21 protein-coding genes are annotated in these 21,203 nt (G+C 64.8%); 11 read left to right on the plus strand and 10 right to left on the minus strand.

The genetic code is table 11. The features are described from left to right. Positions 1–16 precede the first annotated feature (16 nt). Together NTD88_RS06645 and NTD88_RS06650 are read right to left on the minus strand one after the other, a co-directional pair. Entirely contained in the window at positions 17–2,008 is a 1,992-nt protein-coding gene (locus tag NTD88_RS06645) for a peptidase U32 family protein (protein ID WP_262156195.1), read from the minus strand. A 156-nt stretch (positions 2,009–2,164) separates the two neighbouring features. Then, positions 2,165–2,545: a RidA family protein gene (locus NTD88_RS06650; RefSeq protein WP_095153473.1), complete on the minus strand. Its 381-nt coding sequence runs from the start codon at positions 2,543–2,545 to the stop codon at positions 2,165–2,167. Between the two features lie 137 nt (positions 2,546–2,682). Between NTD88_RS06650 and NTD88_RS06655 the strand changes: the two genes are divergently transcribed. Then, on the plus strand, positions 2,683–2,952 hold the full coding sequence (locus NTD88_RS06655; RefSeq protein WP_095153472.1) for a PepSY domain-containing protein: 270 nt from the start codon (positions 2,683–2,685) through the stop codon (positions 2,950–2,952). A gap of 41 nt (positions 2,953–2,993) precedes the next feature. On the opposite strand, the gene NTD88_RS06660 is transcribed toward NTD88_RS06655, so the two are convergent. Continuing rightward, complete coding sequence (locus tag NTD88_RS06660; protein ID WP_262156196.1) at positions 2,994–3,554, minus strand: type 1 glutamine amidotransferase domain-containing protein; 561 nt, start codon at positions 3,552–3,554, stop codon at positions 2,994–2,996. A 175-nt stretch (positions 3,555–3,729) separates the two neighbouring features. On the opposite strand from NTD88_RS06660, the gene NTD88_RS06665 reads away from it, so the two are divergent. The 3 genes from NTD88_RS06665 to NTD88_RS06675 are packed head-to-tail and all read left to right on the plus strand — an operon-like array spanning position 3,730 to position 5,336. Next, on the plus strand, positions 3,730–3,972 hold the full coding sequence (locus tag NTD88_RS06665) for a hypothetical protein (RefSeq protein ID WP_095153470.1): 243 nt from the start codon (positions 3,730–3,732) through the stop codon (positions 3,970–3,972). Then, a complete protein-coding gene (gene xth / locus NTD88_RS06670; RefSeq protein ID WP_095153469.1) occupies positions 3,969–4,769 on the plus strand; it encodes an exodeoxyribonuclease III in 801 nt (266 codons plus the stop codon). Before NTD88_RS06665 ends, xth begins: the two co-directional genes overlap by 4 nt. A gap of 3 nt (positions 4,770–4,772) precedes the next feature. Next, positions 4,773–5,336, plus strand: coding sequence for a cupin domain-containing protein (locus tag NTD88_RS06675; protein WP_095153468.1), 564 nt, complete (start codon positions 4,773–4,775; stop codon positions 5,334–5,336). On the opposite strand, the gene NTD88_RS06680 is transcribed toward NTD88_RS06675, so the two are convergent. The 5 genes from NTD88_RS06680 to NTD88_RS06700 all read right to left on the minus strand — a co-directional run bounded on the left by NTD88_RS06680 (position 5,313) and on the right by NTD88_RS06700 (position 9,182). Further along, complete coding sequence (locus NTD88_RS06680; protein ID WP_262156197.1) at positions 5,313–5,993, minus strand: class I SAM-dependent methyltransferase; 681 nt, start codon at positions 5,991–5,993, stop codon at positions 5,313–5,315. The genes NTD88_RS06675 and NTD88_RS06680 overlap by 24 nt on opposite strands. Positions 5,994–6,051: 58 nt before the next feature. After that, positions 6,052–6,480 carry a molybdopterin-binding protein gene (locus NTD88_RS06685; RefSeq protein WP_095153466.1) on the minus strand — a complete coding sequence of 143 codons (429 nt, stop codon included), beginning with the start codon at positions 6,478–6,480 and terminating at the stop codon, positions 6,052–6,054. Between the two features lie 64 nt (positions 6,481–6,544). Further along, positions 6,545–7,210 carry a M24 family metallopeptidase gene (locus NTD88_RS06690; protein ID WP_262156198.1) on the minus strand — a complete coding sequence of 222 codons (666 nt, stop codon included), beginning with the start codon at positions 7,208–7,210 and terminating at the stop codon, positions 6,545–6,547. A 90-nt stretch (positions 7,211–7,300) separates the two neighbouring features. Next, a complete protein-coding gene (locus NTD88_RS06695; protein ID WP_095153464.1) occupies positions 7,301–7,828 on the minus strand; it encodes a YbhB/YbcL family Raf kinase inhibitor-like protein in 528 nt (175 codons plus the stop codon). Between the two features lie 46 nt (positions 7,829–7,874). Then, entirely contained in the window at positions 7,875–9,182 is a 1,308-nt protein-coding gene (locus NTD88_RS06700) for an MFS transporter (RefSeq protein ID WP_095153463.1), read from the minus strand. A gap of 448 nt (positions 9,183–9,630) precedes the next feature. Here NTD88_RS06700 and NTD88_RS06705 point away from each other — a divergent pair, with 448 nt between their 5' ends. The 3 genes from NTD88_RS06705 (at position 9,631) to NTD88_RS06715 (ending at position 15,029) form a co-directional block, all read left to right on the plus strand. Next, positions 9,631–10,953: an alginate export family protein gene (locus NTD88_RS06705; RefSeq protein WP_262156199.1), complete on the plus strand. Its 1,323-nt coding sequence runs from the start codon at positions 9,631–9,633 to the stop codon at positions 10,951–10,953. Positions 10,954–11,016: 63 nt separating this feature from the next. Further along, the gene (locus tag NTD88_RS06710; RefSeq protein WP_410017262.1) at positions 11,017–12,702 is read left to right on the plus strand and encodes an arylsulfatase; all 1,686 of its coding nucleotides are present in this window, start codon (positions 11,017–11,019) and stop codon (positions 12,700–12,702) included. A 71-nt stretch (positions 12,703–12,773) separates the two neighbouring features. After that, positions 12,774–15,029 carry a tetratricopeptide repeat protein gene (locus tag NTD88_RS06715; protein WP_262156200.1) on the plus strand — a complete coding sequence of 752 codons (2,256 nt, stop codon included), beginning with the start codon at positions 12,774–12,776 and terminating at the stop codon, positions 15,027–15,029. A gap of 21 nt (positions 15,030–15,050) precedes the next feature. Here NTD88_RS06715 and NTD88_RS06720 read toward each other — a convergent pair whose 3' ends face one another. Both NTD88_RS06720 and NTD88_RS06725 read right to left on the minus strand, forming a co-directional pair. Continuing rightward, on the minus strand, positions 15,051–17,114 hold the full coding sequence (locus NTD88_RS06720; RefSeq protein WP_262156201.1) for a hypothetical protein: 2,064 nt from the start codon (positions 17,112–17,114) through the stop codon (positions 15,051–15,053). 107 nt (positions 17,115–17,221) lie between these two features. Continuing rightward, positions 17,222–17,698 (minus strand): OsmC family protein, encoded by a 477-nt coding sequence (locus tag NTD88_RS06725; protein WP_262156202.1) that lies wholly within the window; start codon positions 17,696–17,698, stop codon positions 17,222–17,224. Between the two features lie 193 nt (positions 17,699–17,891). Between NTD88_RS06725 and NTD88_RS06730 the strand changes: the two genes are divergently transcribed. The 4 genes from NTD88_RS06730 to NTD88_RS06745 all read left to right on the plus strand — a co-directional run bounded on the left by NTD88_RS06730 (position 17,892) and on the right by NTD88_RS06745 (position 21,182). Beyond that, entirely contained in the window at positions 17,892–19,586 is a 1,695-nt protein-coding gene (locus NTD88_RS06730; protein WP_262156203.1) for an FAD-dependent monooxygenase, read from the plus strand. Positions 19,587–19,596: 10 nt separating this feature from the next. Beyond that, positions 19,597–19,779, plus strand: coding sequence for a DUF2783 domain-containing protein (locus NTD88_RS06735; RefSeq protein WP_095153457.1), 183 nt, complete (start codon positions 19,597–19,599; stop codon positions 19,777–19,779). Between the two features lie 105 nt (positions 19,780–19,884). Beyond that, positions 19,885–20,688 carry a helix-turn-helix transcriptional regulator gene (locus NTD88_RS06740; RefSeq protein ID WP_262127812.1) on the plus strand — a complete coding sequence of 268 codons (804 nt, stop codon included), beginning with the start codon at positions 19,885–19,887 and terminating at the stop codon, positions 20,686–20,688. 26 nt (positions 20,689–20,714) lie between these two features. Next, positions 20,715–21,182, plus strand: coding sequence for a GNAT family N-acetyltransferase (locus tag NTD88_RS06745; RefSeq protein ID WP_262156204.1), 468 nt, complete (start codon positions 20,715–20,717; stop codon positions 21,180–21,182). Positions 21,183–21,203 lie beyond the last annotated feature (21 nt).

The raw sequence follows: 21,203 nt of genomic DNA on the forward strand, positions 1-21,203 counted from the left end.
GATGCCAGCCCTGGCCTCAGTGAGGCGCGCGAGGAATGGTCTTGAGCAGGTCTTCGGCGCTGATATGGCCGACGATGGCGCTGCCGGGCTGCGGCAGGTCGAGGATATGGCCCTTCATTTTGCCCACCACATGCATTTCGCAGGGTTTGCAGTCGAATTTCAGGGTCAGCACTTCATCGCCATGCACCAGTTGCATCGGTGCCACCTTGGTGCGCACGCCGGTCACGCCTTTGGCCTGTTTGGGGCACAGGTTGAAGGAGAAGCGCAGGCAGTGTTTGGTGATCATCACCGGCACTTCGCCTGTTTCCTCGTGCGCCTCGTACGCCGCGTCGATCAGCTTGACCCCATGACGGTGATAGAAATCACGGGCCTTCTGGTTGTAGACGTTGGCCAGGAACGACAGGTGCGCCTCGGGGTACACCGGCGGCGGCGTGGCCTCGGCCTTGCGGCCACCGCGTGGATGGGCCGCGACGCGGGCGTTGGTCAGCGACTCGATGACCTCGCGGCGCAGGGCCTTGAGCTGCGAGTTGGGGATGAAGAACGCCTGTGGCGCGTCCAGTTCGATGGAGTCGGCGTGGTACTGGGTGGTGCCCAACTGGCCGAGCAGGTCGTGCAGTTGGTCCAGTGCCTGTTGCGGCTTGTTGGCTTCGCCGAACGGACCGTCCAGGTTGGCACTGGCGGCAACGCCTTCTTCGCTGATGGCGGTCAGTTGCAGGCGGTCTTCGCGCAGGCGCACGACCCACGACAGGCCGATACGGCGCTCGGCCGAGGTCTTCTGCAACGCCTGTTGCCAGTTGTGGTCGAGGTTGCGACTCAGCGGGTGGTTCGGCCGCAGCTTGAACAGGCCTTCGGGCATTTCATTCGGCTCGACGCGGTAGCGGTAGCGCTTCTCGCCGTCTTCCTCGAACTCGCCCTTGAGCTCGGCGATGTTGGCGCGGAAACCCACCACTTCACGCTTAACCAGGACATTGAGGCCGTCGCCGTTGGACAGCGGGTCATGGGTGACGACCTGCATGTCGCGCTTGCCGACCTTGTCCACCGTACCCACCAGCAGACCGGTGAAAGTCGGCGAGTCGAAGGCGCCGATGTCGATCTTGCGCTCGCTGACGAAATAGTCGGTGCTGCCGCGGTGGAAGGTCTTGTCCGGGTCCGGGAGGAAGAAATGCGCGGTGCGGCCGCTGGAGGCGCGGGCGAGGTCCGGGCGGTCTTCGAGGATTTCGTCCAGGCGCTGGCGGTACCAGGCGGTGATGTTTTTCACATAGCCCATGTCCTTGTAGCGGCCCTCGATCTTGAACGAGCGCACGCCAGCGTCCACCAGGTCGCGCAGGTTGGCGCTCTGGTTGTTGTCTTTCATCGACAGCAGGTGTTTTTCATAGGCGATCACACCGCCTTTTTCATCCTTGAGGGTGTACGGCAGGCGGCACGCCTGGGAGCAGTCACCGCGGTTGGCGCTGCGTCCGGTCTGGGCGTGGGAAATGTTGCACTGGCCGGAGAAGGCCACGCACAGCGCGCCGTGGATGAAGAACTCGATCGCCGCGTCGGTTTCGTCGGCGATGGCACGGATTTCCTGCAGGTTCAGCTCGCGGGCCAGCACCAGTTGCGAGAAGCCGGCCTGGTCGAGGAACTTGGCCCGGCCGAGGGTGCGGATGTCGGTCTGGGTACTGGCGTGCAGTTCGATGGGCGGAATGTCCAGCTCCATCACGCCGAGGTCCTGGACGATCAGCGCATCGACACCGGCATCGTAGAGCTGATGGATCAGCTTGCGTGCAGGTTCCAGCTCGTTGTCGTGAAGGATGGTGTTGATGGTGGTGAAGATCCGCGCATGGTAGCGCCGGGCGAATTCCACCAGTTCGGCGATTTCGCTGACCTCGTTGCAGGCGTTGTGCCGTGCGCCGAAGCTCGGGCCGCCGATGTACACGGCATCGGCGCCATGCAGGATGGCCTCGCGGGCGATGGCGACATCGCGGGCAGGGCTGAGCAATTCCAGGTGATGTTTGGGCAAGGACATGATGTTTTTCTAGGCTTCAACACGGTCAAGGCGCGCATTGTAGCGGCGAAATGCCTGACCGGCACCCGAATGCTGCCCGGTGGTTTTTGCGGGGCAGTGACAACCGTGCTGGCGGGTCCGGCCTCATCGCTGTGATGAGGCCATTTACCCGAGCAATCAGCCCTTGGCCGCCATTGCCGTCACTTCCACCCGCATGCCTTCCACTGCCAGCTCGGACACGCCCACCGCTGCGCGTACCGGCCACGGCTTGCTGAAGAACCGCTGATAGACCTCGTTGAACGCCGGGCGGTCGGCCATGTCGGTCAGGTAGATGGTCAGGTGCAGCACGCGGTCCATGCCGCTGCCGGCTTTTTCCAGGGCCACTTTCAGCGCCTGCAGGGTGCATTCGCTCTGGGCGGTGATGTCGCCCAGTTCCAGGCTGCCGTCGGCGCGGGTCGGGATCTGGGTGGACACCAGAATGCCGCCGAAACCGGCTACGTCGGAGGAAATGGAGTCCGCATCCGGGTCGGGGATGTAGGTGATGTCTTGATTGGCCATGGGATCTCTTGCGATGACTGAGTAAAACAGGCCGCACAGTGTAAGCCGCGAGCCGGCTTGCGGCGAATTCGTTTGAACCCTCGGCGCCGGGGACCAGTCCCAATCAGGACCTTTCATGCAAAACAAGGAGAAGTGCAATGAAACCTATCACCTCGATGTTCGCTGGCCTGGCCCTGGTGGGTGCGCTCGCGGCCCCGGCCTGGGCGGACCAGCCGGGTGCCGACTGGAAAGTCACCCAGGAACAGGCCTCCGCGACCCTCAAGGCCGCCGGCTACACGCAGATCACCAAGATCGAGGCCGACGATGGCCATTGGGAAGGCGAGGGCACCAAGGCCGACGGTATGAAATATGAATTCAAGGTCGATCCGCACACCGGCAAGATCGTGAAGGATGAAATGGATCACTGATCCCGCCGCTGTATCCGGGGCCGCCAGGCGGCCCCGAAACCTCAAGCGGCCCGCAACGCGTCGACAATCGCCTGATTGAACGCCGGCAAGTCATCCGGCTTGCGCGAGGTAATCAGGGTCCAGCCATTGGCCGTGCAGTGTTTCACCTCGGCATCCACCCATTCCGCTCCGGCATTCTTCAGGTCGATGCTGACGCTGGGGTAGGACGTCAGCGTCTTGCCACGGGCGACGCCGGCGTCGATCAGCGCCCACGGGCCATGGCAGATTGCCGCAACCACCTTGTTGGCGCCGACGAATTCCTTGATCAGGCGCCGGGCATCGCGGTCCTGGCGCAGGGTATCGGCATTCACCGTGCCGCCGGGAATCACCAGCGCCGCGAAATCCTTGCTGTCCAGGCCTTCCAGCCGCGTGTCGGATTCGACGGTGCGGTCTTTCTCGGTGTCGTGGAGAAAGGTCTGCACGCTCCCGCCCTTGATCGACCCGTGGACCAGGGTTGCGCCTTCGGCGCGCAAGGCCTCCAGTGGTTTGAGCAGTTCATCGCGCTCGATGCCGGTGTTCGAGGTGATGACCAGAATCTTCTTGCCTTGCAATGCGTGACTCATGAATGACAGTCCTCTGCGAAGTCGGTGAGACGGCGGATCGCGCCGCCTTACTGTTGAGGCATGGCTCCGCAGAAAAGTTTGGTTTTTTCAGCGGGCAGCGATCTGCGAGCAGCGGATTGAACGTCCTCGGCGCGGCGGCGCTCAGAACTAAAAGGCACCCACAGGATTCACGGCCATGAACGACACCGCGCAACGCCCCGAACTCAACGCTTGGCACGCGATGCTGACGGACGACGGTTACCGCCTCGACTCGCCGGATGCCTGGCACGCCAGCCTGTTGCGCGGCGCCGATGAGTTGCTGGCCAGCGGCGTGGTGGATCGGGACGAATGCCAGGCGCTGAAAGCCCTTGCCGAGGGCGGCCACGCCCGCGCGCTGGAAGACGCGGTGGACAGCCGTGTCGCGGACCCCGACGCATGAAAGCGCTGAAGATTGCCACCTTCAACATCAACGGCATCCGCGCCCGCCTGCCCAACCTGCTGGCCTGGCTGGAGCGCGAACAGCCGGACATCGCCTGCCTGCAGGAATTGAAAGCGCAGGACTTTCCCAGCGAGCAACTTGCCGACGCCGGCTACGGCAGCCTCTATCACGGCCAGGCGGCCTGGAATGGCGTGGCGATCCTGGCTCGCGATGCCGAGCCGCTGGAAATCCGCCGCGGCCTGCCCGGTATGGAAGACGACGGCCAGAGCCGCTACCTGGAGGCCGCGGCCCACGGTGTGGTGGTGGCGTGCCTGTACCTGCCCAATGGCAATCCGCAACCCGGCCCCAAGTTCGACTACAAACTGGCCTGGTTCGAACGCCTGATCGAACACGCCCAGGTGCTGCTGGACAGCGACCATCCGGTGGTACTGGCCGGCGACTACAACGTGGTGCCCACTGATTTCGACATCTATAACCCGCGCTCCTGGCTCAAGGACGCGCTGCTGCAGCCGGAAAGCCGCGCTTGCTACCAGCGCCTGCTCGACCAGGGCTGGACCGACGCGCTGCGCCACCTGTATCCGGACCAGCGCCTGTACACCTTCTGGGACTATTTCCGCGAGCACTGGCCGAAAAACTCCGGCCTTCGCATCGACCACCTGCTGCTCAACCCGGCCTTGGCCCCGTACCTGAAAAACGGCGGCGTCGATGCCTGGGTGCGCAATGAAACCAAGGCCAGCGACCACGCTCCGGCCTGGATCGAACTGGGCCCGCGCAAGCGCAAGGCCCGAGAGGACTGACTGATGAACGACGCGCTTTTCGTCGATCTACAACACGTTGCCGAGACCATGCGGCAGTTGCACTTCCACGATGACGGGGCCACGCCCAACAGCCCGTTGCCGGTCATTCGCTATCACCTGCGGTCCAAGCCCGGCAGCGACATGGCGGCGGCGTTCGAGGCGCTGTTCAACCGCAACCAGTGGACGCCGCTGTGGCGTGCCGGCATTTTCGACTATCACCACTACCATTCCACCGCCCATGAAGCGCTGGCCGTGGTTCGTGGCGAGGCGCGGGTGACCTTGGGCGGGCAGTCCGGGCAGACCCTGAGCATTGCCGTCGGCGATGTCCTGGTGTTGCCGGCCGGAACCGGCCACCGCTGTGTCGAAAGCAGCCGGGATTTCCTGGTGGTGGGGGCGTATCCGCGCGGACAGGAAGACTACGATATCCAGCGCCCCGGCAGCGCCAGCCATGCCGATTCGAAAGCACGCATCGCCCGTGTTGCGCTGCCGCTGGCCGACCCGGTAGCCGGCCGGGACGGTCCGCTGATGGTGGCCTGGAAAGCCTCAGGCAGCGCGCGCGGCGAGTAGCAGCGAGGCCGGCTTGCCGGTAAGCGGGTGTGGCGGTTCGATGATGGCGTCGAGGCGCAATCCGCTGGCGTGCAGCAGCGTCACCCAGCTTTCCAGCGTGCGGAAATACCAGGGCGCCGGGTCACGGAACGCCGCGTCAAAGCCTGCCCATGAACCCGCGCGCCAGCCGTCGACATAAGGCTCATCGCCACAGGCCACGTGGGGGTGCAATGTCTGGATCAGCAGATGGCCCGGACGCTCCAGCCACGCCGGCAGCGCCGCCAGCAACCGCTGCAGTTCCTCGGCGCCGAACAGCGAGAAATTGCAGGCGATCAGATCGACCTGACGGTGCGGCGTCTGCTGGCTGAACGCCGCATAGTCGAGGCATTCGTAGTCACCCTCGGGATCGCTGATCTGGGCGGCTTCGATCAGGCCCGCCGTGGCGTCCACACCCCAGGTCGCGATGCCCCAGCCGCGCAACGCACGGCACAGCCAGCCCTCGCCACAGCCAAGATCGAGAACACGTCGTGGCCGCCGCGCATCGATGGCGCTTAACATCGCGTGGTCGGTGACCAGCCGGCGGCTTTCGATCCGCGCTTCGCGCACGGCGGTGATCCAGGGTTCGGCGTTGGTTTGCCAACTGGAGAGGATCAGGGATTCGGGGTTGTGGTCAGGCATGGGCGGGCTCCCGTGGCGGGATGACGTGGAGCACCGGCAGGTGCTCCGGGGCAGTGGATCAGGCGGGGACGCCGAGAATCACATGGGAAGCCTTGATCACCGCAGTGGCGCTGACGCCCTTGGCCAGGCCCAGCTCCTGCACGGCGTCGCGGGTGACGATGGAATAGACCCGGGTGCCGCCGGTCAACTCCAGCACCACTTCGGCATTGACCGCGCCATCGGTGACGCTGATGACCTTGCCTTCCAGGCAGTTGCGCGCCGACAAGCGAATGCCGTCGGCATCGGTCATCAGCATCACCCAGGGCGCCTTGACCAGTGCGATGGCTTCGGCGCCGGGCACCAGGTTCAGGCTCTTGACGCTTTCCACGGTGACCACCGCCACCAGCGTCTCGCCGCCGCCCAGTTCGAGGATGACCTCGCTGTTGACGGCGCCGGGGCGTACCTCGCTGACCTTGCCTTTGAATACGTTGCGTGCGCTGACTTTCATCGTCTCTCCCTCGATTGTGAGCATCGGCCTGGCCGTAAAGAGGGAGAGTGTAGCCGGGGTCGGTTCAGCTCAGAAGGTCTTCGTAAAACGCCCCGTACGGCTTGCTCGGGTGAGCGATCTGGATTTCCAGGATCCACAGCCCGCGGTTCGGCCGCTCGGCCAGGTCGCCAAGGTCGCCGGCGCGGTAGATGGCGTGGGGGAAGTCGCTGACGCGATGGCCCTTGATGTCGAGGTTGAGCGTCCAGCCCATGGCTTCGGCTTCCTGGCGGGCGAAGTCGTAGAGTTCGACGCCGCTGCAGTTCTCGCCGCGCCAGTGTGCTTCGACCCGCTGGTACAGGGTCTTGGCTGCGGCAGCGCAGGCGATCATTTCCGGGTCGTCGCCCACGGCGAAGGTGGCGCCGGCATCGCCTTCATGGCCTTTCCAGACGATGCCCATGTCGATGAAGAAAATGTCGTTGTCGCCCAGCACCGGATCGCCGTCCGAGCGCTGGTTGAAGGCTTTCAGGGTATTGGCGCCGAAACGCACCAGCAGCGGGTGCCAGATGCGTTCCATGCCCAGCTCGGCAAGGATCTCCTTGCCGCGGGCGGTGGCTTCGGACTCGCTCATGCCGGGGCGGATGACCGCGGCGATAGCGTCCACGGCTTCCCAGGTGCGGGCCTGGGCGTACTGCATCAATTCCAGCGCGTAGTTCGCGCCAGTGGCTTCCTTGGGGTACACGGCGGTGTTCATCGGTGGCTCTCTGTTCAAGGGCTCTTGGGTGTTTTCGCTGTATAGACTTCTATATGGCGATGGCTCTTGCAACATTTTGTTTGGTGAGCCTCAGTGCCCGTACAAGCCGACCAGGCTCTGCGCCCCCAGCGCGTGCCCTTGCAACGCCTTGAGCAAGCCGTCCCGGTCGAGCCCGTCGGGCAGCGTTCCGGGCGCCAGGTCAGTGGCGATCAGGGTCAGGGCGTAATGATGAGGATTGTCCCCGGCGGGCGGGCAGGGGCCGCGATAAACAGTGGCGCCCTTGACGTTCTTGCCGACGGTGATGCCTTCGCTGACGCCTTCGGCCAGTTCGCCACGTTTGGCATCGATGTTGTAGGCCACCCAGTGGACGACGCCGAGGCCCTTGGCGCCATCCGGGTCGAACATCACCAGGGCCACCGAGCGGGTGCCTTCGGGCAGGTTCGACCAGCTCAACTGCGGCGAGCGCTCCTGGCCCTTGCCGCAGGCGGTATCAGGACCGACCTGGGCCAGGGCAATCCGGCCACCATCGGTGAAGGAGGTGGAGGTGATGGACAGCGGCGCCGCATGTGCGGCGCCTGCGAAGGCCAGCAGGGCGAGGGCGGGGATCAGTGTTTTCACTGCGGTTCACCTTTGAATGAGCTTCGGGGAACCGCAGTGTAGACGCTTACTCGACGCCGGCGCGGGGCACCGGCGGCGACCCGGCGTATTCGCCCATTTCCGGTACCGGCGGATGTTCCTGGGCGGCGTGGCGCAAATCGTCGGTCACCCGCAGTTCGGCACCGGTCGGCGAAAAGGTCGCGGACGGCACGAACGGCGCAGGATTGGCCGGCACCGGGCGCTTGCCGCGGCGCCACAGGAAGAAGCTCACCAGCGCCAGGTTGATCACCGCCATGGCCCAGAACAGACCGACCTCGCCGTAGCGGTTCATCACCGGCGAAATCGCCACCGGACTGATCGCCGAACCCAGCGAGTTGATCAGCAGCATGCCCTGGATCATCGGCACCAGCGCCTCGACCGGAGCACGGTCGGCGGCATGGCTGACCGACACCGGGTAGACGGCGAACACGCCACCCCCGAGCAGGAACAGCATCACCGGCAGCAGCACCGAATCGGACGGCAGCAGCAGGATGACCACCGACAGCACGGTGCAGAGCATGCCGAGCACGATCAGCACATCCTGGCGGTCCTTGCGGTCCGACCAGCGTCCCACCGGGTACTGCAGCAGCATGGCGCCGAGAATCACCCAGGCCATCATGGTGCCGACTTCACCGACTGCCAGGCCGATGCGTTGCAGGTACAGCGGCAGCAAGGTGTAGACCGCGGCGATGGCGAGGCCGGAACCGAAGCAGCCGACCAGGCCGGTCGGGGTCACGCTGAGCAACTGGCGCGGTTTGAGCGGCTCGACGTGCTCCAGCAGCGGCGACACCCGCGGCAGGATCACGATCGGCAGCACCGACAGCGCCGCCAGCATGCCGGCCATCATGAACGGCGCCTGGTCACCCCAGCCGGCAATTTCACCCAGCGCCGCCTGGCTGACCACGCCCGCGCCATAGAACGCGATCATGTACAGCGCCAGCAGACGCCCGCGGACCTTGGTGTCGCCGGCCATCAACAGCCAGCTTTCGATCACCAGGAACACGCCGACCGTGGCCCAGCCGTTGATCATCCGCAGCACCATCCAGCCCCAGGTGTCGACGAACAGGCCCTGGGCCAGGATGGTCACGGCGATCAGCGAGGCGAAGCTGCTGTAGGCGCGGATATGGCCGATGCGCAGGATCAGCCGGTCATTGAACACGGCGCCGAGGGTCAGGCCGATGAAATAGGCAGACGAGACCACACCGATCATGGTGGCCGACTCGCCGGCTTCATCCAGGCGCAGGGTGGTCAGGGAAGACAGAAAGCCATTACCCAGGGCCATGATGAACAGCCCGAGCAGGGGTGCCAGCGCCATGGCCAGCAAACGCGGAGACATACGTACCTCAAGAGTTTCGATTAGCGGTCAGACCCTTGGTACGCGCGCGCACGTCAGCCGGACCGTTGCGGACCGGGGCTGCTCGTTGTTGGGATTGTCGCTGCTCGAAGTGACCAGGCGAAAAAGGGCGCGAGATTCTAATGGGTTTTCGAGGGTGGCTGACAGATGGGCAGGGGTGTGGCGGAGTGTCGCAGGCACCTGGAGCCCCCCACGCACCATTCCACCCACACCCCTGTAGGAGCGAGCTTGCTCGCGAAGGGCCATCAGCGCATATCGCGAGCAAGCTCGCTCCTACAGGGGGGGGAGGTTCAGTGGCAGGGACCTGCAAATCCCCCGGCAGCCAGGTACAAGAATCCTGTCCACCCAGATGAGTTAATCCCCCAGCGATCAAGATTCAGATGAATCGCACCTTGCGGTAATCCTTACGATAAAAACAAAGGGGATTGATGTGAACAGGTTTCGCCATGGCTCATTACTGGCCGCGGCCCTCAGCGCCATTTCTTCCGGCGCGTCGGCCTACGAGCTGTACTCCACCGCGGATTCCACACTGAAGTTGAATGTCCAGGGTGCCCTGGGCTTCTTCCACAGCGACGAAAGCTACAACCAGGGCGGACCGATCGACCCGGGGTCGGTGGCCTGGCAGGAAGCCTTCCTGCGTTATGGTCTGAGCGGTACCACGCGTTTCCCGGAGGCAGGCAATTCGTCGCTGTACGGCGAGTTCAATCTGGTCAGCAACGGCACCTGGGGCGAGGGCGATGCCGCCGGCTACACCGATGGCACCGAGCGTCGCACCGACGTCGACCGTGCCTACGCCGGCTGGCGCTCGGGGGATCTGTTCCCGGCGCTGGGCAAGGACGGCGTGGATATTTCCGTAGGCAGCCAGAAAGTGAAGGTCGGTGACGGCTTCATCATCAATGGCGACGGCCTGAGCGTCGGCAACAACCTCGCCGGTGGCAGCGCCAATCGCGGCGGCGCCTATTACCTCACCGCGCGCAACGCGTTCGACAAGACCGCCTGGCTGCGCCTCGGTGGGCAGCAGGGCTGGCGCGGCGACCTGATCTGGCTGAAATCCGACAACGAAATCAAGGCCAAGCCTGAACTGGGCGTCGCCGTGCTCGAGCATGTCGCGCCGGAGGGCACGGTGGGCCTGACCTACGTCAAGGGCCTCGATGTCGAGGACAAACTGGCCAACGCCTTCAGCGGCCAGCGCGACGGCCTGAAAATCACCAGCCTGCGAGCCCAGGGCAATGCCGGGGTCAAGGACCTGTTCCTGTCCTTCGAGTACGCCCACGAAGACAAACGCCTGGGCGACGAACACGCCTGGTATGCGGAAGCCGGCTGGACCTTCTCGGGCATGCCCTGGCAGCCACGGGTCGGCTATCGCTACAGTCGCTATTCGGAGGATTACGACCCGTTGTTCAGCGGTTTCAGTCGCGGCTACGGCACCTGGTTCCAGGGCGAAGTGGCGGCCAACTACTCCGGGCCGTTCCAGCGCAACGCCGGTATCCACATGCTCAGCCTCGGCCTGACGCCGCACCCGGACGTGGCGATGGGCGTGTTGTATTTCGATTTCAACACCCTCGACCGCACGCAAGGCGACCTGGATGCCAAGGAACTCGACCTCTACGTCGACTGGACCATAGGCAATTTCACCGTCAGTCCGCTGGTCGGCCTGTACAAACCGAAGAAGAGTGCCGAGGACGGCGGATCGCAACTGGGCAGTGATGACCTCAATCTCTACAGCCAGTTGGTAATTTCCTTCGCCTTTTAATGACTTTTCCGGCCCGAGTGGCTTCCCACTTCCTAAAACCAATTATAAAAAAGGACATTCCTGATGCGTGTTCCCTTTTTCCGCACGGCGCTTGCCGCAGCCGTCGGCATGACCGCTTCGCTGGCCGTCGTCTCGGTCCAGGCAGCGTCCAGCGATCCCGCGCGCCCCAACATCCTGCTGGTTGTCGCCGATGACATGGGCTACGCCGACCTCGGCAGTTTCGGTAGCGAGATCGAGACGCCGAACCTCGATTCCCTGGCCGCCTCGGGCGTGCAACTGACCAACTTCCAGGCCATGCCGGCCTGTTCGCCGACCCGTGCCGCGCTGCTGACCGGCGCCGACCCGCATCAGGTCGGGTTGGGCAACATGGCCGAAGAGACCGCGCCCAACCAGGAAGGCAAGAAAGGCTACGAGGGTTACCTCAATGACCGCGCGGTGACCATCGCGTCGCTGCTGCGCGACGCCGGCTACGACACCTACCTGACCGGCAAATGGCACCTGGGCAAGACTGAACAGACCGGCCCTGACCAGCGCGGTTTCGAGCATTCCTTCAGCCTGCTCAGCGGCGGCGCCAGCCACTACCCGGACATGAAACCGGCCTACGCGCCGACCCCGGACGCGAAGGCGCCTTACGCCCAGGACGGCAAGCGCCTGGACGCGCTGCCGGCTGATTTCAGCTATTCCAGCCAGTACTACGCCGACAAGATGATCCGCTACATCGCCGCCGACAAAGACAGCGGCCGACCTTTCTTCGGCATGCTGGCCTTCACTGCGCCGCACTGGCCACTCCAGGCGCCCGACGCGGCCATCGCCAAATACCGCGGCCGCTACGACGCCGGCTATGACGCATTGCTCGAAGCACGGTTGAACAAACAGAAAGCGCTCGGCCTGGTGCCGCAGGACGCCGAGCCCGCCGCGCGCTCGCCGAAAGGCCGTGCCTGGGCCAGCCTCAGCCCCGAAGAACGCCAGCGTGAGGCGCGGGCGATGGAGATCTACGCGGCGATGGTCGACCAGATGGACGCCAACACCGGCCGGGTGTTCGACTACCTGCGTCAGAACGGTCTGTACGACAACACCGCGGTGATCTTCATCTCCGACAACGGTGCCGAAGGCCACGACCTCGACGAGACCTGGCCGGCGGACCAGTTCCCGGAGATCCGCAAAGTGATCGACGAGACCAACGACTTCAGCTACGCCCACATGGGCAAGCCGGGCTCCTACACCTTCCTTGGCCCGAACTGGTCGCGGGTGTCCGCGCCGACCCTGAGCCTGTTCAAGGGCTTCCCGACCGAGGGTGGCACGCGTACGGCCGGGATCATCCGCATTCCGGGGGCAGATTCGCAGGGGAAAAAGCTCGATCAACTGGTCAGCGTCAAGGACTTCGCGCCAACCCTGCTGGAGTTGGCGGGGGTGAAGCATCCGGGGCAGCAGTACAAGGGGCGCGATGTGGTGCCCATGACCGGCACCTCGATCATCCCGCTGCTCAAAGGCGAGAAAGTCGCCGAGCGCACCCAGGGCGGCGAACTGTTCGGCAAGCGCTTCGTGCGCAAGGGCGACTGGAAACTGGTACACATGCCCAAACCTTGGGGCACGGGCGACTGGCAGTTGTTCAACCTGCAGTCGGACATGGCCGAGCGGCATGACCTGAGCGCCAAGGAACCAGGGAAAGTGGCGGAACTGAAAAAGGTCTGGGACCAGTATGCGCAGGAGAACCATGTGATCCTGCCGGACCACGTTAGCGGTTACTGATCCCTCGCTGCGGTTCGGGGCCTCGAACCGCAGCGATCTCAGCAAAGCGCTCCTCAAGACAGAGAACAACAATGCCTTTGCGTGCGCACCTGCACTGCCTGACCTTGCTACTGATCCTCGCGTCCCCCTTCGGCGCGGCCGAGCCGCGCCCGCCGAGCGAACACCTCTCCGACGGCTACGTCGCCCAGGCACGCTGCACCGCCTGTCACCAACCCCAAGCCAGCGCCTGGGCCAACTCCCATCACAGTTGGTCGCTGCGCGAGGCCAACAGCGCCAACGTGCTCGGCGACTTCAACGACACCACCTTCAGCGACGCCGACGGCATCCGCATGCGGTTTTTCAAGCGCGGCGAGCGCTTCTTCGTCAACGCCGAGGGCGAAGACGGCAAACCCGCGGATTTCGCCATTGCCTACACCTTCGGCTTCGATCCGCTCCAGCAATACCTGATCGAGCGCCCCGGTGGCCGCCTGCAAAGCCTCACCGTCGCCTGGGACAGCCGGCCCGGCGACAAAGGCGGACAACGCTGGTTTTCGCTACATCCCGGACAGCGTTTCACCCCGGATGACGCCCTGCACTGGACCGGCCGCTACCAGAACTGGAACGCCATGTGCGCTGATTGCCATTCCGGCAACCTGCGCAAAGGCTACGACCCGGCCAGCGACACCTTCCAGACCACCTGGAGCGAAAGGGCGGTGGGTTGCCAGAGCTGCCATGGCCCTGGCCAGCGTCATCTTGACTGGGCTGAACAGCACCCGGACAAACCGTCGCCCGCCATGAGCCCGGCGCAAATGGGCCTGGCGGTGGACTTCCATCGCGCCGAGCCAGGCTATCTGGTCGAGCAGTGCGCCCGCTGCCACAGCCGGCGCCAGCCGCTGGGCAATGGCAGCCAGCCGGGCAAACCGCTGCTCGACGCCATGCGTCCGGCGGTGTTGTCCGACGGGCTCTACCATGCCGACGGACAGATCCTCGACGAAGTCTTCGAATATGGCTCCTTCACCCAGAGCAAGATGTTCGCCAAGGGTGTGACTTGCAGCAACTGCCACGAGCCGCATTCCACAACGTTGCGCGCCGAAGGCAACGACCTGTGCAAGGCGTGCCACAACCCGGCGGGCAACCCGCGCTTCCCGAGCCTGGTCAAGCAGGACTACGACAGCCCGCAGCACCACCACCATTCACCGGGAACGCCGGGTGCGCAGTGCGTCAGTTGCCACATGCCGACCCGCACCTACATGGGCGTGGACGCCCGTCGCGACCATGCCTTGCGCATTCCGCGCCCCGACCTCGACGGCACGACCGGCGCCCCGGACGCCTGCACCGCCTGCCACCAGGACAAGCGCCCGGCATGGGCGGCCAACGCCATCGAGGGCTGGTTTGGCCAGCCGAAACGCGAGCCGCACTACGGCGAAACCTTCGCCGCCGCCCGCCGCCACGCCCCCAGTGTCATCCCGCAACTGGCGAAGCTGATCGAAGACGCTAGCAAACCGGCGATTGTCCGCGCCAGCGCCGTCGAACTGGGCGCGGGTTACGGTGATGCCCTCCAGCACAGCCTGCTTGCGGCGCTGGGCGACGACAGCCCGCAGGTGCGCCTGCAAGCGGCCCGCGCCCTGGAAGGGCAAACGCCGGCGCAGCGCCTGAAATACCTGCTGCCATTGCTGCAGGACCCGAGCCTCGCAGTACGCGATCAGGCGGCGAGAGGTCTGGCCGACCAACGCAGTGCCGACCTTGCGCAACCCGTCGCCGACCGCCTGGAAGCGCAACTGAACGACCACCTGGAGCGCCTTCGAGAAAACACCGACTTGCCCGCTGCGCGCTTGAATCTCGCTGTGTTGCAGGAGCGCCTGAACCGTCCCGTCGACGCGATCGACAACTACCGTCAGGCGCTGAAGCAGGATTCGCGCTACGTCCCGGCGCGCACGGGGCTTGCGCGGCTGTTGATGGCGCAAGGACAAGTCGCCGAAACCGAGCAACTGCTGCGCACCGGCCTGGCATTGCAGCCGCAACAGCCTGAGCTGGCTTATTCCCTAGGTCTTGTGCTCGGCCAGCAGGGCAAGAATGACGAAGCGATCACCTGGCTACAACGCGCCGACGGCCCGCGGGCCCAGTACAACCTGGGCTTGCTGTTGAGCCGGATGGGGCGCACGGAAGAGGCGAGGGCGGCGTTTTTGAAAGGGCTGGAGCAGGACCGGGACAATGCCGACCTGCGCTATGGATTGGCTTACCTCAGTGCGCGGGCGGGTCGCACCGACGAGGCGCTGGGTTATTGCGATGGCTCGCCGGACCCGCGCTGTCAGCGCTTGATCCGGGCGATCCAGATGAGACGACCGTGAAGCCAGGCGCGACCCGGTCAATTATCGGCTGGCCTGCCTGTCAGCGTTCTCCCGGCAATCAAGGTGCGGCGCTTGCGGCAAGGTCCGGACAAACCTGAAGTGCCCGGCGTCGTTGTTCAGCACGGCCTGAAACGACATACCGGGGTAGCCGCTGAACACCGTGGTGACGGCCAGGTCATCGGCACCGCCCGAGGCCGAGGGCCGTTGCGAGACGACCGTCTGACTCATCTGCCAGCGGCTGGCAAGGTCGGCCGTGGCGGTTTGTCGGGTCTGTTCCGTCAACGCCTTCTTGCTTGGTTGGCCGGCCTTGCGGTTGGCGGCCCCGCGAATGGCCGCCGCGTCCAATGAATCGATCTGCTTCGTCAGGTCGAGGGTACAACTGAACGCGCCAACCGTCGGTAACGGTGCGCTGGCGGGGTCCAGACGGGTCAGCCTGACATCGAACGAGACGGTCGGCCGTGACGTATCGCCGGTGGCGGTCATGCGCGTCCAGACCACGACGGGTGCCGCGATACCGGCATCGACGACGACGGGAGGGCGGGTAACGAAGCCTTCGTGCAAATCAGCAGGCAAGACCACGGGCTCCTGCCTGACGAACTGCTGAGAGCGTTCGCGCAATTGCCAAACCGAGAGAATCGGCGGTTCCAGATTTTTCTGTTGATCGTCGAACCTGGCCAGGTCCGTGGGTTTCCAGCTCAGGCCGACCAGTGCCACGCCGGCGCCCGGTGCCAACCGCACCAGGGAAAGCGGATCGCCGGTTTCGGCGGCATCGATGAGAAAACGTTGGGTATTGCTGGCTTCGCCATCCGCCAGAGACTGGCGGATCACCAGCATTCGCTCTGCATAGCCTTGTGCGTCGGGATTGCGGGTGATGTGACCTTGAGCGTCCAGTTTCATCCCGCGCACCAACACCCAGGCGTGGGTGTCTTGTCCCTGCCGGTCCTTTTCCAGCAGCAGTTCGTTCTGCAGGAAGCGGTAGCGGTCACCGATGCGATTGTCGCCATCGAGCCGGTAATCGCCGATGTTCTTTCCTGTCTCCAGGCTCAGACGCTCCAGCGCCATGGAGGCGCCGTCGGTGGCGGAGTTACTGTGCGCCAGGGACACCAGAACAGGGTGTCCTGCGACATTGGCCATTCTGCCGATGCTAGGCGAATCGCTCGGGCAGCCGCTCAGGGGCGAAGGACAGCGCTGAAAGCTCAGCGTCGTGCGGCCGTCTTCGACGGTCGTAAGGAACTGCACGAAGCGTTGACTGGTATTGCTGGCGCCCTTGCGTGACAGGGCGATCATGCCGGTCTGGGCGTTGCCCAGCGATTCTTCGGTCGGCGCGGTCGGAATGTACTGCTCGGGCCAGGGGACCGCAGGGCTTTTGCCATCCAGCAGACGTTGCGGGTCAGCGGGATCGACCCGCAACGTTCTGGCCACAACGGTGTTACGGAAAAAACGGTAGGTCAGCACACCGAGATCGCCTGCCGCGGCCTGCTCGCGGGCGAGGTCATAGGCGCGGGCGACGACATAGTCGTTGGCCTTTTCCGGCATCGGGTCGTATTCGAAGTAGGTCGATTCGCCGCCGGGCTTATAAGACCCGGCGCCGCCCAGCGACACCCCGAACAGCACTTTCTTGGCCTGCACCTGGCAGTTTTCAAAGACGTTTCCCTGGTCCTTCAGCCCATTGATCTGCCGGCACATCCGGTAAGCGGACGCCTGCAGGGCACGATCGCAATCGGCCTGCGTATAGCCATAGGTGGCATAGCCATGGCGGTAGCACAGGTCATGCATCACGCAGGACGGGCGAAAGTGCAGGCTGACATCTGCTGTTTCGGCGGGGGTCTTGAAAAAGCTTTTGCCTAGCGAGGGAATGGAGCAATTCAGCCCTTGTCCGCGGCCGCCGAGGATTGCCTGGGTAATGGCGGAAGAGGGGAACTGCTTGAAGGTGGGCGGCGGCTCCAGGTCGCCAGGTTCCTGCAAGTCCGGGTAAACCTTCTCGGCAACCGAGTCGCCGATCCAGGCGCAGCCCTGAAGCGAAGCTGTCGCCAAGGCAGTGGCGAACATCGCGCCGCGCCATGCATGCCGGTAAACGAAATCCATGTTCCAGCCTCCCTGTCAGCACGGATCCGCCGTGTTTTCGGGAGTATTGTGGCGAAATGATGTCAGTGCAAGCCGGCTACAGTCGTTGCCGGCCTGGCGAGGCGGGTTCAGGCTTGCTGGCTGATGTCCGGCTCATGCGTCACCGGAAAATTCACCGACCGGGCGATGAAACACTTCTGATGCGCCAGGTGATGCAGTTCGCGGGCGGTTCCCAGGTCTGAGCCGGCGGCGATCACCACCCGCGGCCGCAGTACCACCGAGGTGAATTGCCCGGCGCCGCTGTGTTCTTCGACCATCTCGCCTTGCGCGTCGTCCTCGTAGCTGAGCACCACCACGCCGGCTTCGGCGCAGAGGCCCAGGTACCAGAGTTTGTGGCAGGCGGAGAGGGAGGCGACCAGCAGGTCTTCGGGGTTCCAGCGCGCCGGATCACCACGGAAGGCCGGGTCGGACGAGCCGTCGATCGGCGCCTTGCCGGGCGTCTGGATCAGGTGGTCGCGGCTGTAGCCGCGGTAGCTGGAGGTCCCCGTGCCCTGGTTGCCAGTCCAGGTGACGTTGACGTCGTAGCGGTGTTGTTTGTCTGCCATGGGACCCTTCCTGAATGAACGTGGCCCCGAGCCTACGCCGTGGCGGCGTCGGGCGAAACAGGCACGGGCGCCGGGCCGGATTGTCCGCGCGCAACAAGCCTGACCGGTTGTCTCCTTTTGGGGACATGCCCGCGCCTCGATCACGCTTAGCATGCCGTCCCATAACCACAAGAACACCGGAGACGCATTGACGATGCACAGCCCCTCGACCGAGCCGCGGCGCTCGCTGTATTTCGATTATCAGGTTTATCCCGCTTTCACCGCCGACATGGCGGCCAGCGCAACCCGGTGCGAGGCGGTGGTGGTGGTCGGCGCCGGGCCGATCGGCCTCACCGCCGCGCTGGAACTGGCCCGCTACGGTATTCCCTCGGTGGTGCTGGAGGCCGAGCAACAGGTCAGCGAGGGCAGCCGCGCCATTGTGTTTACCCGTCGCTCGATGGAGATCCTGCAGCAGGTCGGCGTTGCCGGGCGGGTGACCGAGGTCGGCCTCGGCTGGCGCTTCGGCAACTCGTTCTACCGCAATCAGTTGGTGTTCCGCATGGAAGCGCCGCATGACCCGGACGACCGCTTCCCGCCCATGACCAACCTGCAGCAGCCGTGCCTGGAACGCGCGTTGGTGGAGGCAGCCGAAGCCAATCCGCTGATCGAGCTGCGTTGGGGCAACAAGGTGGTCGGCCTGACCCAAGCGCCGGACCATGCCCGCCTGGAGGTGGACACCCCGGCTGGCGTGTATGCACTGGAGAGCACCTGGGTGATCGCCGCCGACGGCGCCCGCTCCGGGTTGCGCAGCCTGCTCGGGCTGAAGCTGGAGGGCGCGGCCTATGAAGGCCGTTTCGTGATCGCTGATATCCGCATCAAGCTTGACCTGCCCACCGAGCGCCTGGCTTACTTCGATCCGCCCTGGAACCCGGGCAACACCGTGTTGATGCACCGCGAGCCGGGGGATATCTGGCGCATCGACTATCAATTGCCCGCCGATGAAACCCCGGAACAGGCGTTGGCCCCAGCCTCTTTGCGACAGCGCATCGACGCCCAGCTCGCCTTGATGGGTGTGGCGGATCGCACCTGGGAACTGGACTGGTGCTCGGTGTATTCCGCCCGCGCCCTGACCCTGGTGGACTATCTTGCCCAGCGGGTGATTTTCACTGGTGATGCCGCGCACCTGCTGCCGATCTTCGGTGTTCGCGGGGCCAACACCGGGTTTCAGGACGTCAACGACCTGTGCTGGAAGCTGGCGTTGCAGATCAAGGGCCTGGCCGGGCCGCGGCTGTTGCCGTCCTACAGTCATGAGCGGGTGGCGGCGGCTCGGGAAATCATCGAGGAGGCGGGCAAGAGCACGCGCTTCATGACGCCGCCCAGCCCCGGCCAGCGCCTGCTGCGCGACGCGGTGCTGTCGTTGTCACTGACCCAGGACTTTGTGCGACCGCTGTTTCACTGGCGCACCTCGCGGCCCCATGACTACGCCGACTCGCCGCTCAATTGCGCCAATGCCGACGACAACCTGTTCCAGCACGGCCCACGGGCCGGCGCGCCGCTGCTGAACGTGCGCCTGGGCGACGACGATTACCTGTTCGATCACTTGGGGGCGGCGTTCCACTTGCTGTATTTCACCGATGACGGGGCGTTGCCGCTGGAGATCCAGGCGCAGGTCGCGGCAGTGCAGGCGCGGGGTATTCCCCTGCGGCTGATCGCGGTGGGGAGCGCGCTCCCGGTCGACGCTGCCGATCTGACCCTGGTCGATCCCGAGGGCCATCTGCGGCGCAAATACGCTGCGCAGGCCGGCAGCGCTTACCTGGCCCGCCCGGACCAGCATGTCTGCGCCCGCTGGCGAGCACTGGGCACTGACGCACTGACCGCCGCCTTCCACGCTGCATTGGGAAACGACTGAGGACATCGCCATGGCACACCTGACCACCCCCGAACTGGAAATCCTCTATGACCGCCTGGCCGACAGCCTGGACCAGGCGCCTGACGGCAAGCGTGAGCTGCTGCTGGTCAAGCTCGCCCTGTTGGCCGCCGAGGCCCTGGGCGATGTCGAGCGCTTCAGCGAACTGACGGTGATCGCCGGCCGCGACTTGTAACGGCCCGCTACCTTCCTCATATGGGCCTGGACGAGGAAGGGCGTCCAGCTTGCCCGGGCAGCCTGATAGACTCGCGCTCTTCGAAACCCCCGAGAGGGAAACGCCATGCAGTTCTGGCCGTTGCGTACCGTGCCGCCGCCGCAGAGCCTGAATATCGGCCAGGCCGCCAGGCTGCTTGCTCATGTCGGGCACGACTATCGCCGGCAATTGGCCGGCGATCTGTTGCAGTTGATCGGCAACGGTATTCCGCTGGCTCAGTGCACGGTCTTCGCTTATGCGCCGCGCCGCAACCCGCAGGTGTTCACCTTCGCCGACCGGGCGCGGGAAGTGTCGCTGCCGAAGATCTCCTCCAACTATGCCGAACGCTTCTACAACCAGGATGGCAACCAGCAGGCCATGAGTGGCGGCGGCGGTGAACGGATCATGGTGCAACGCCAGCACATCGATGACATCGGCCACGCCGAATACCGGCGCATCTGCTACGAGCAGCCGAAGATCGCCGAACGCCTGGCGCTGCTGACCCGTTGCGACAATGATCGCTGGCTGTCGGTGAACTTCTACCGGGGCCGGGAGCATGGCTGCTTCAGCAACCAGGAGCTTGACCACCTGGAAGCCTGGGCACCTTTGTTGATGCAGATCGTGCGCATGCATTACCTGGCCTGGCGACAGGTCGACGAACTGCCGCAGGTATTGGCCGAACGCCTCGCTACCCTGTACCCGGAGCTGACCCCGCGCGACCTTGAGCTGCTGCGCCTGCTGCTGACCGGCATCGACAACGACGAAATCGCCCGGCGCCTGGGCGTGCGGCCGTCCAGCGCGGCGACCTATATCAAGCGGCTGTACCGCAAACTCGGCACCGGGAGTTTGCGTGAATTGATCGGCCTGGTAACCCAGGGCTACCGAAACTGAAACCCGCGCGTCAACAAGGACTTCCCATGCCGCACCTGGATTGGCTTGAACACCACCTGCACCACAGCGACACCCTGGCCACCTGGCTCCATCGCCAGTTCAGCTACGAGTTCGAACAGCCATTGGCGGAGTGGCAGGCGGAATTCGCCGCGGGGCAGCATGACGGTGAGTGGAAATGCCTGATCGCCCTCGACCAGGACGAACTGCTCGGCGGTGCCGCGCTGGCCCGCGATGATCTGCCGGAGCGCCCCGATCTTGGACCGTGGCTCGCCTGTGTGTTCATCCGCCCCGAAGCACGGGGGCGAGGGTTGGCGGAGCAGTTGATCGAAGGCATTTGTGATCACGCCCGGGCCACCGGCATCGCCCGCCTGTACCTGCACACCCACGACCAGAGCGAGTATTACGCCAAGCGCGGATGGCAGGTGGTGGAGCGGTTCGAGGCATGGGGCAAGGCGCAATGGTTGATGGCGCGGGAGCTGTCCCGCGCCGGTTGATGAAATACAGGCGATCCCGGA

This window comes from Pseudomonas sp. 20P_3.2_Bac5 (assembly GCF_025466035.1).
Taxonomy (GTDB): domain Bacteria; phylum Pseudomonadota; class Gammaproteobacteria; order Pseudomonadales; family Pseudomonadaceae; genus Aquipseudomonas.

Bases quoted from the DNA above. Each gene is read 5' to 3' on its own strand.
- NTD88_RS06735 (WP_095153457.1), top strand. From the start codon at position 19,597: ATGGCACACCTGACCACCCCCGAACTGGAAATCCTCTATGACCGCCTG.
- NTD88_RS06710 (WP_410017262.1), top strand. From the start codon at position 11,017: ATGCGTGTTCCCTTTTTCCGCACGGCGCTTGCCGCAGCCGTCGGCATG.
- NTD88_RS06650 (WP_095153473.1), bottom strand. From the start codon at position 2,545: ATGGCCAATCAAGACATCACCTACATCCCCGACCCGGATGCGGACTCC.
- NTD88_RS06665 (WP_095153470.1), top strand. From the start codon at position 3,730: ATGAACGACACCGCGCAACGCCCCGAACTCAACGCTTGGCACGCGATG.
- NTD88_RS06725 (WP_262156202.1), bottom strand. From the start codon at position 17,698: ATGGCAGACAAACAACACCGCTACGACGTCAACGTCACCTGGACTGGC.
- NTD88_RS06690 (WP_262156198.1), bottom strand. From the start codon at position 7,210: ATGAACACCGCCGTGTACCCCAAGGAAGCCACTGGCGCGAACTACGCG.
- NTD88_RS06645 (WP_262156195.1), bottom strand. From the start codon at position 2,008: ATGTCCTTGCCCAAACATCACCTGGAATTGCTCAGCCCTGCCCGCGAT.
- NTD88_RS06700 (WP_095153463.1), bottom strand. From the start codon at position 9,182: ATGTCTCCGCGTTTGCTGGCCATGGCGCTGGCACCCCTGCTCGGGCTG.
- xth (WP_095153469.1), top strand. From the start codon at position 3,969: ATGAAAGCGCTGAAGATTGCCACCTTCAACATCAACGGCATCCGCGCC.
- NTD88_RS06740 (WP_262127812.1), top strand. From the start codon at position 19,885: ATGCAGTTCTGGCCGTTGCGTACCGTGCCGCCGCCGCAGAGCCTGAAT.
- NTD88_RS06680 (WP_262156197.1), bottom strand. From the start codon at position 5,993: ATGCCTGACCACAACCCCGAATCCCTGATCCTCTCCAGTTGGCAAACC.
- NTD88_RS06685 (WP_095153466.1), bottom strand. From the start codon at position 6,480: ATGAAAGTCAGCGCACGCAACGTATTCAAAGGCAAGGTCAGCGAGGTA.
- NTD88_RS06720 (WP_262156201.1), bottom strand. From the start codon at position 17,114: ATGGATTTCGTTTACCGGCATGCATGGCGCGGCGCGATGTTCGCCACT.
- NTD88_RS06660 (WP_262156196.1), bottom strand. From the start codon at position 3,554: ATGAGTCACGCATTGCAAGGCAAGAAGATTCTGGTCATCACCTCGAAC.
- NTD88_RS06675 (WP_095153468.1), top strand. From the start codon at position 4,773: ATGAACGACGCGCTTTTCGTCGATCTACAACACGTTGCCGAGACCATG.
- NTD88_RS06730 (WP_262156203.1), top strand. From the start codon at position 17,892: ATGCACAGCCCCTCGACCGAGCCGCGGCGCTCGCTGTATTTCGATTAT.
- NTD88_RS06715 (WP_262156200.1), top strand. From the start codon at position 12,774: ATGCCTTTGCGTGCGCACCTGCACTGCCTGACCTTGCTACTGATCCTC.
- NTD88_RS06745 (WP_262156204.1), top strand. From the start codon at position 20,715: ATGCCGCACCTGGATTGGCTTGAACACCACCTGCACCACAGCGACACC.
- NTD88_RS06655 (WP_095153472.1), top strand. From the start codon at position 2,683: ATGAAACCTATCACCTCGATGTTCGCTGGCCTGGCCCTGGTGGGTGCG.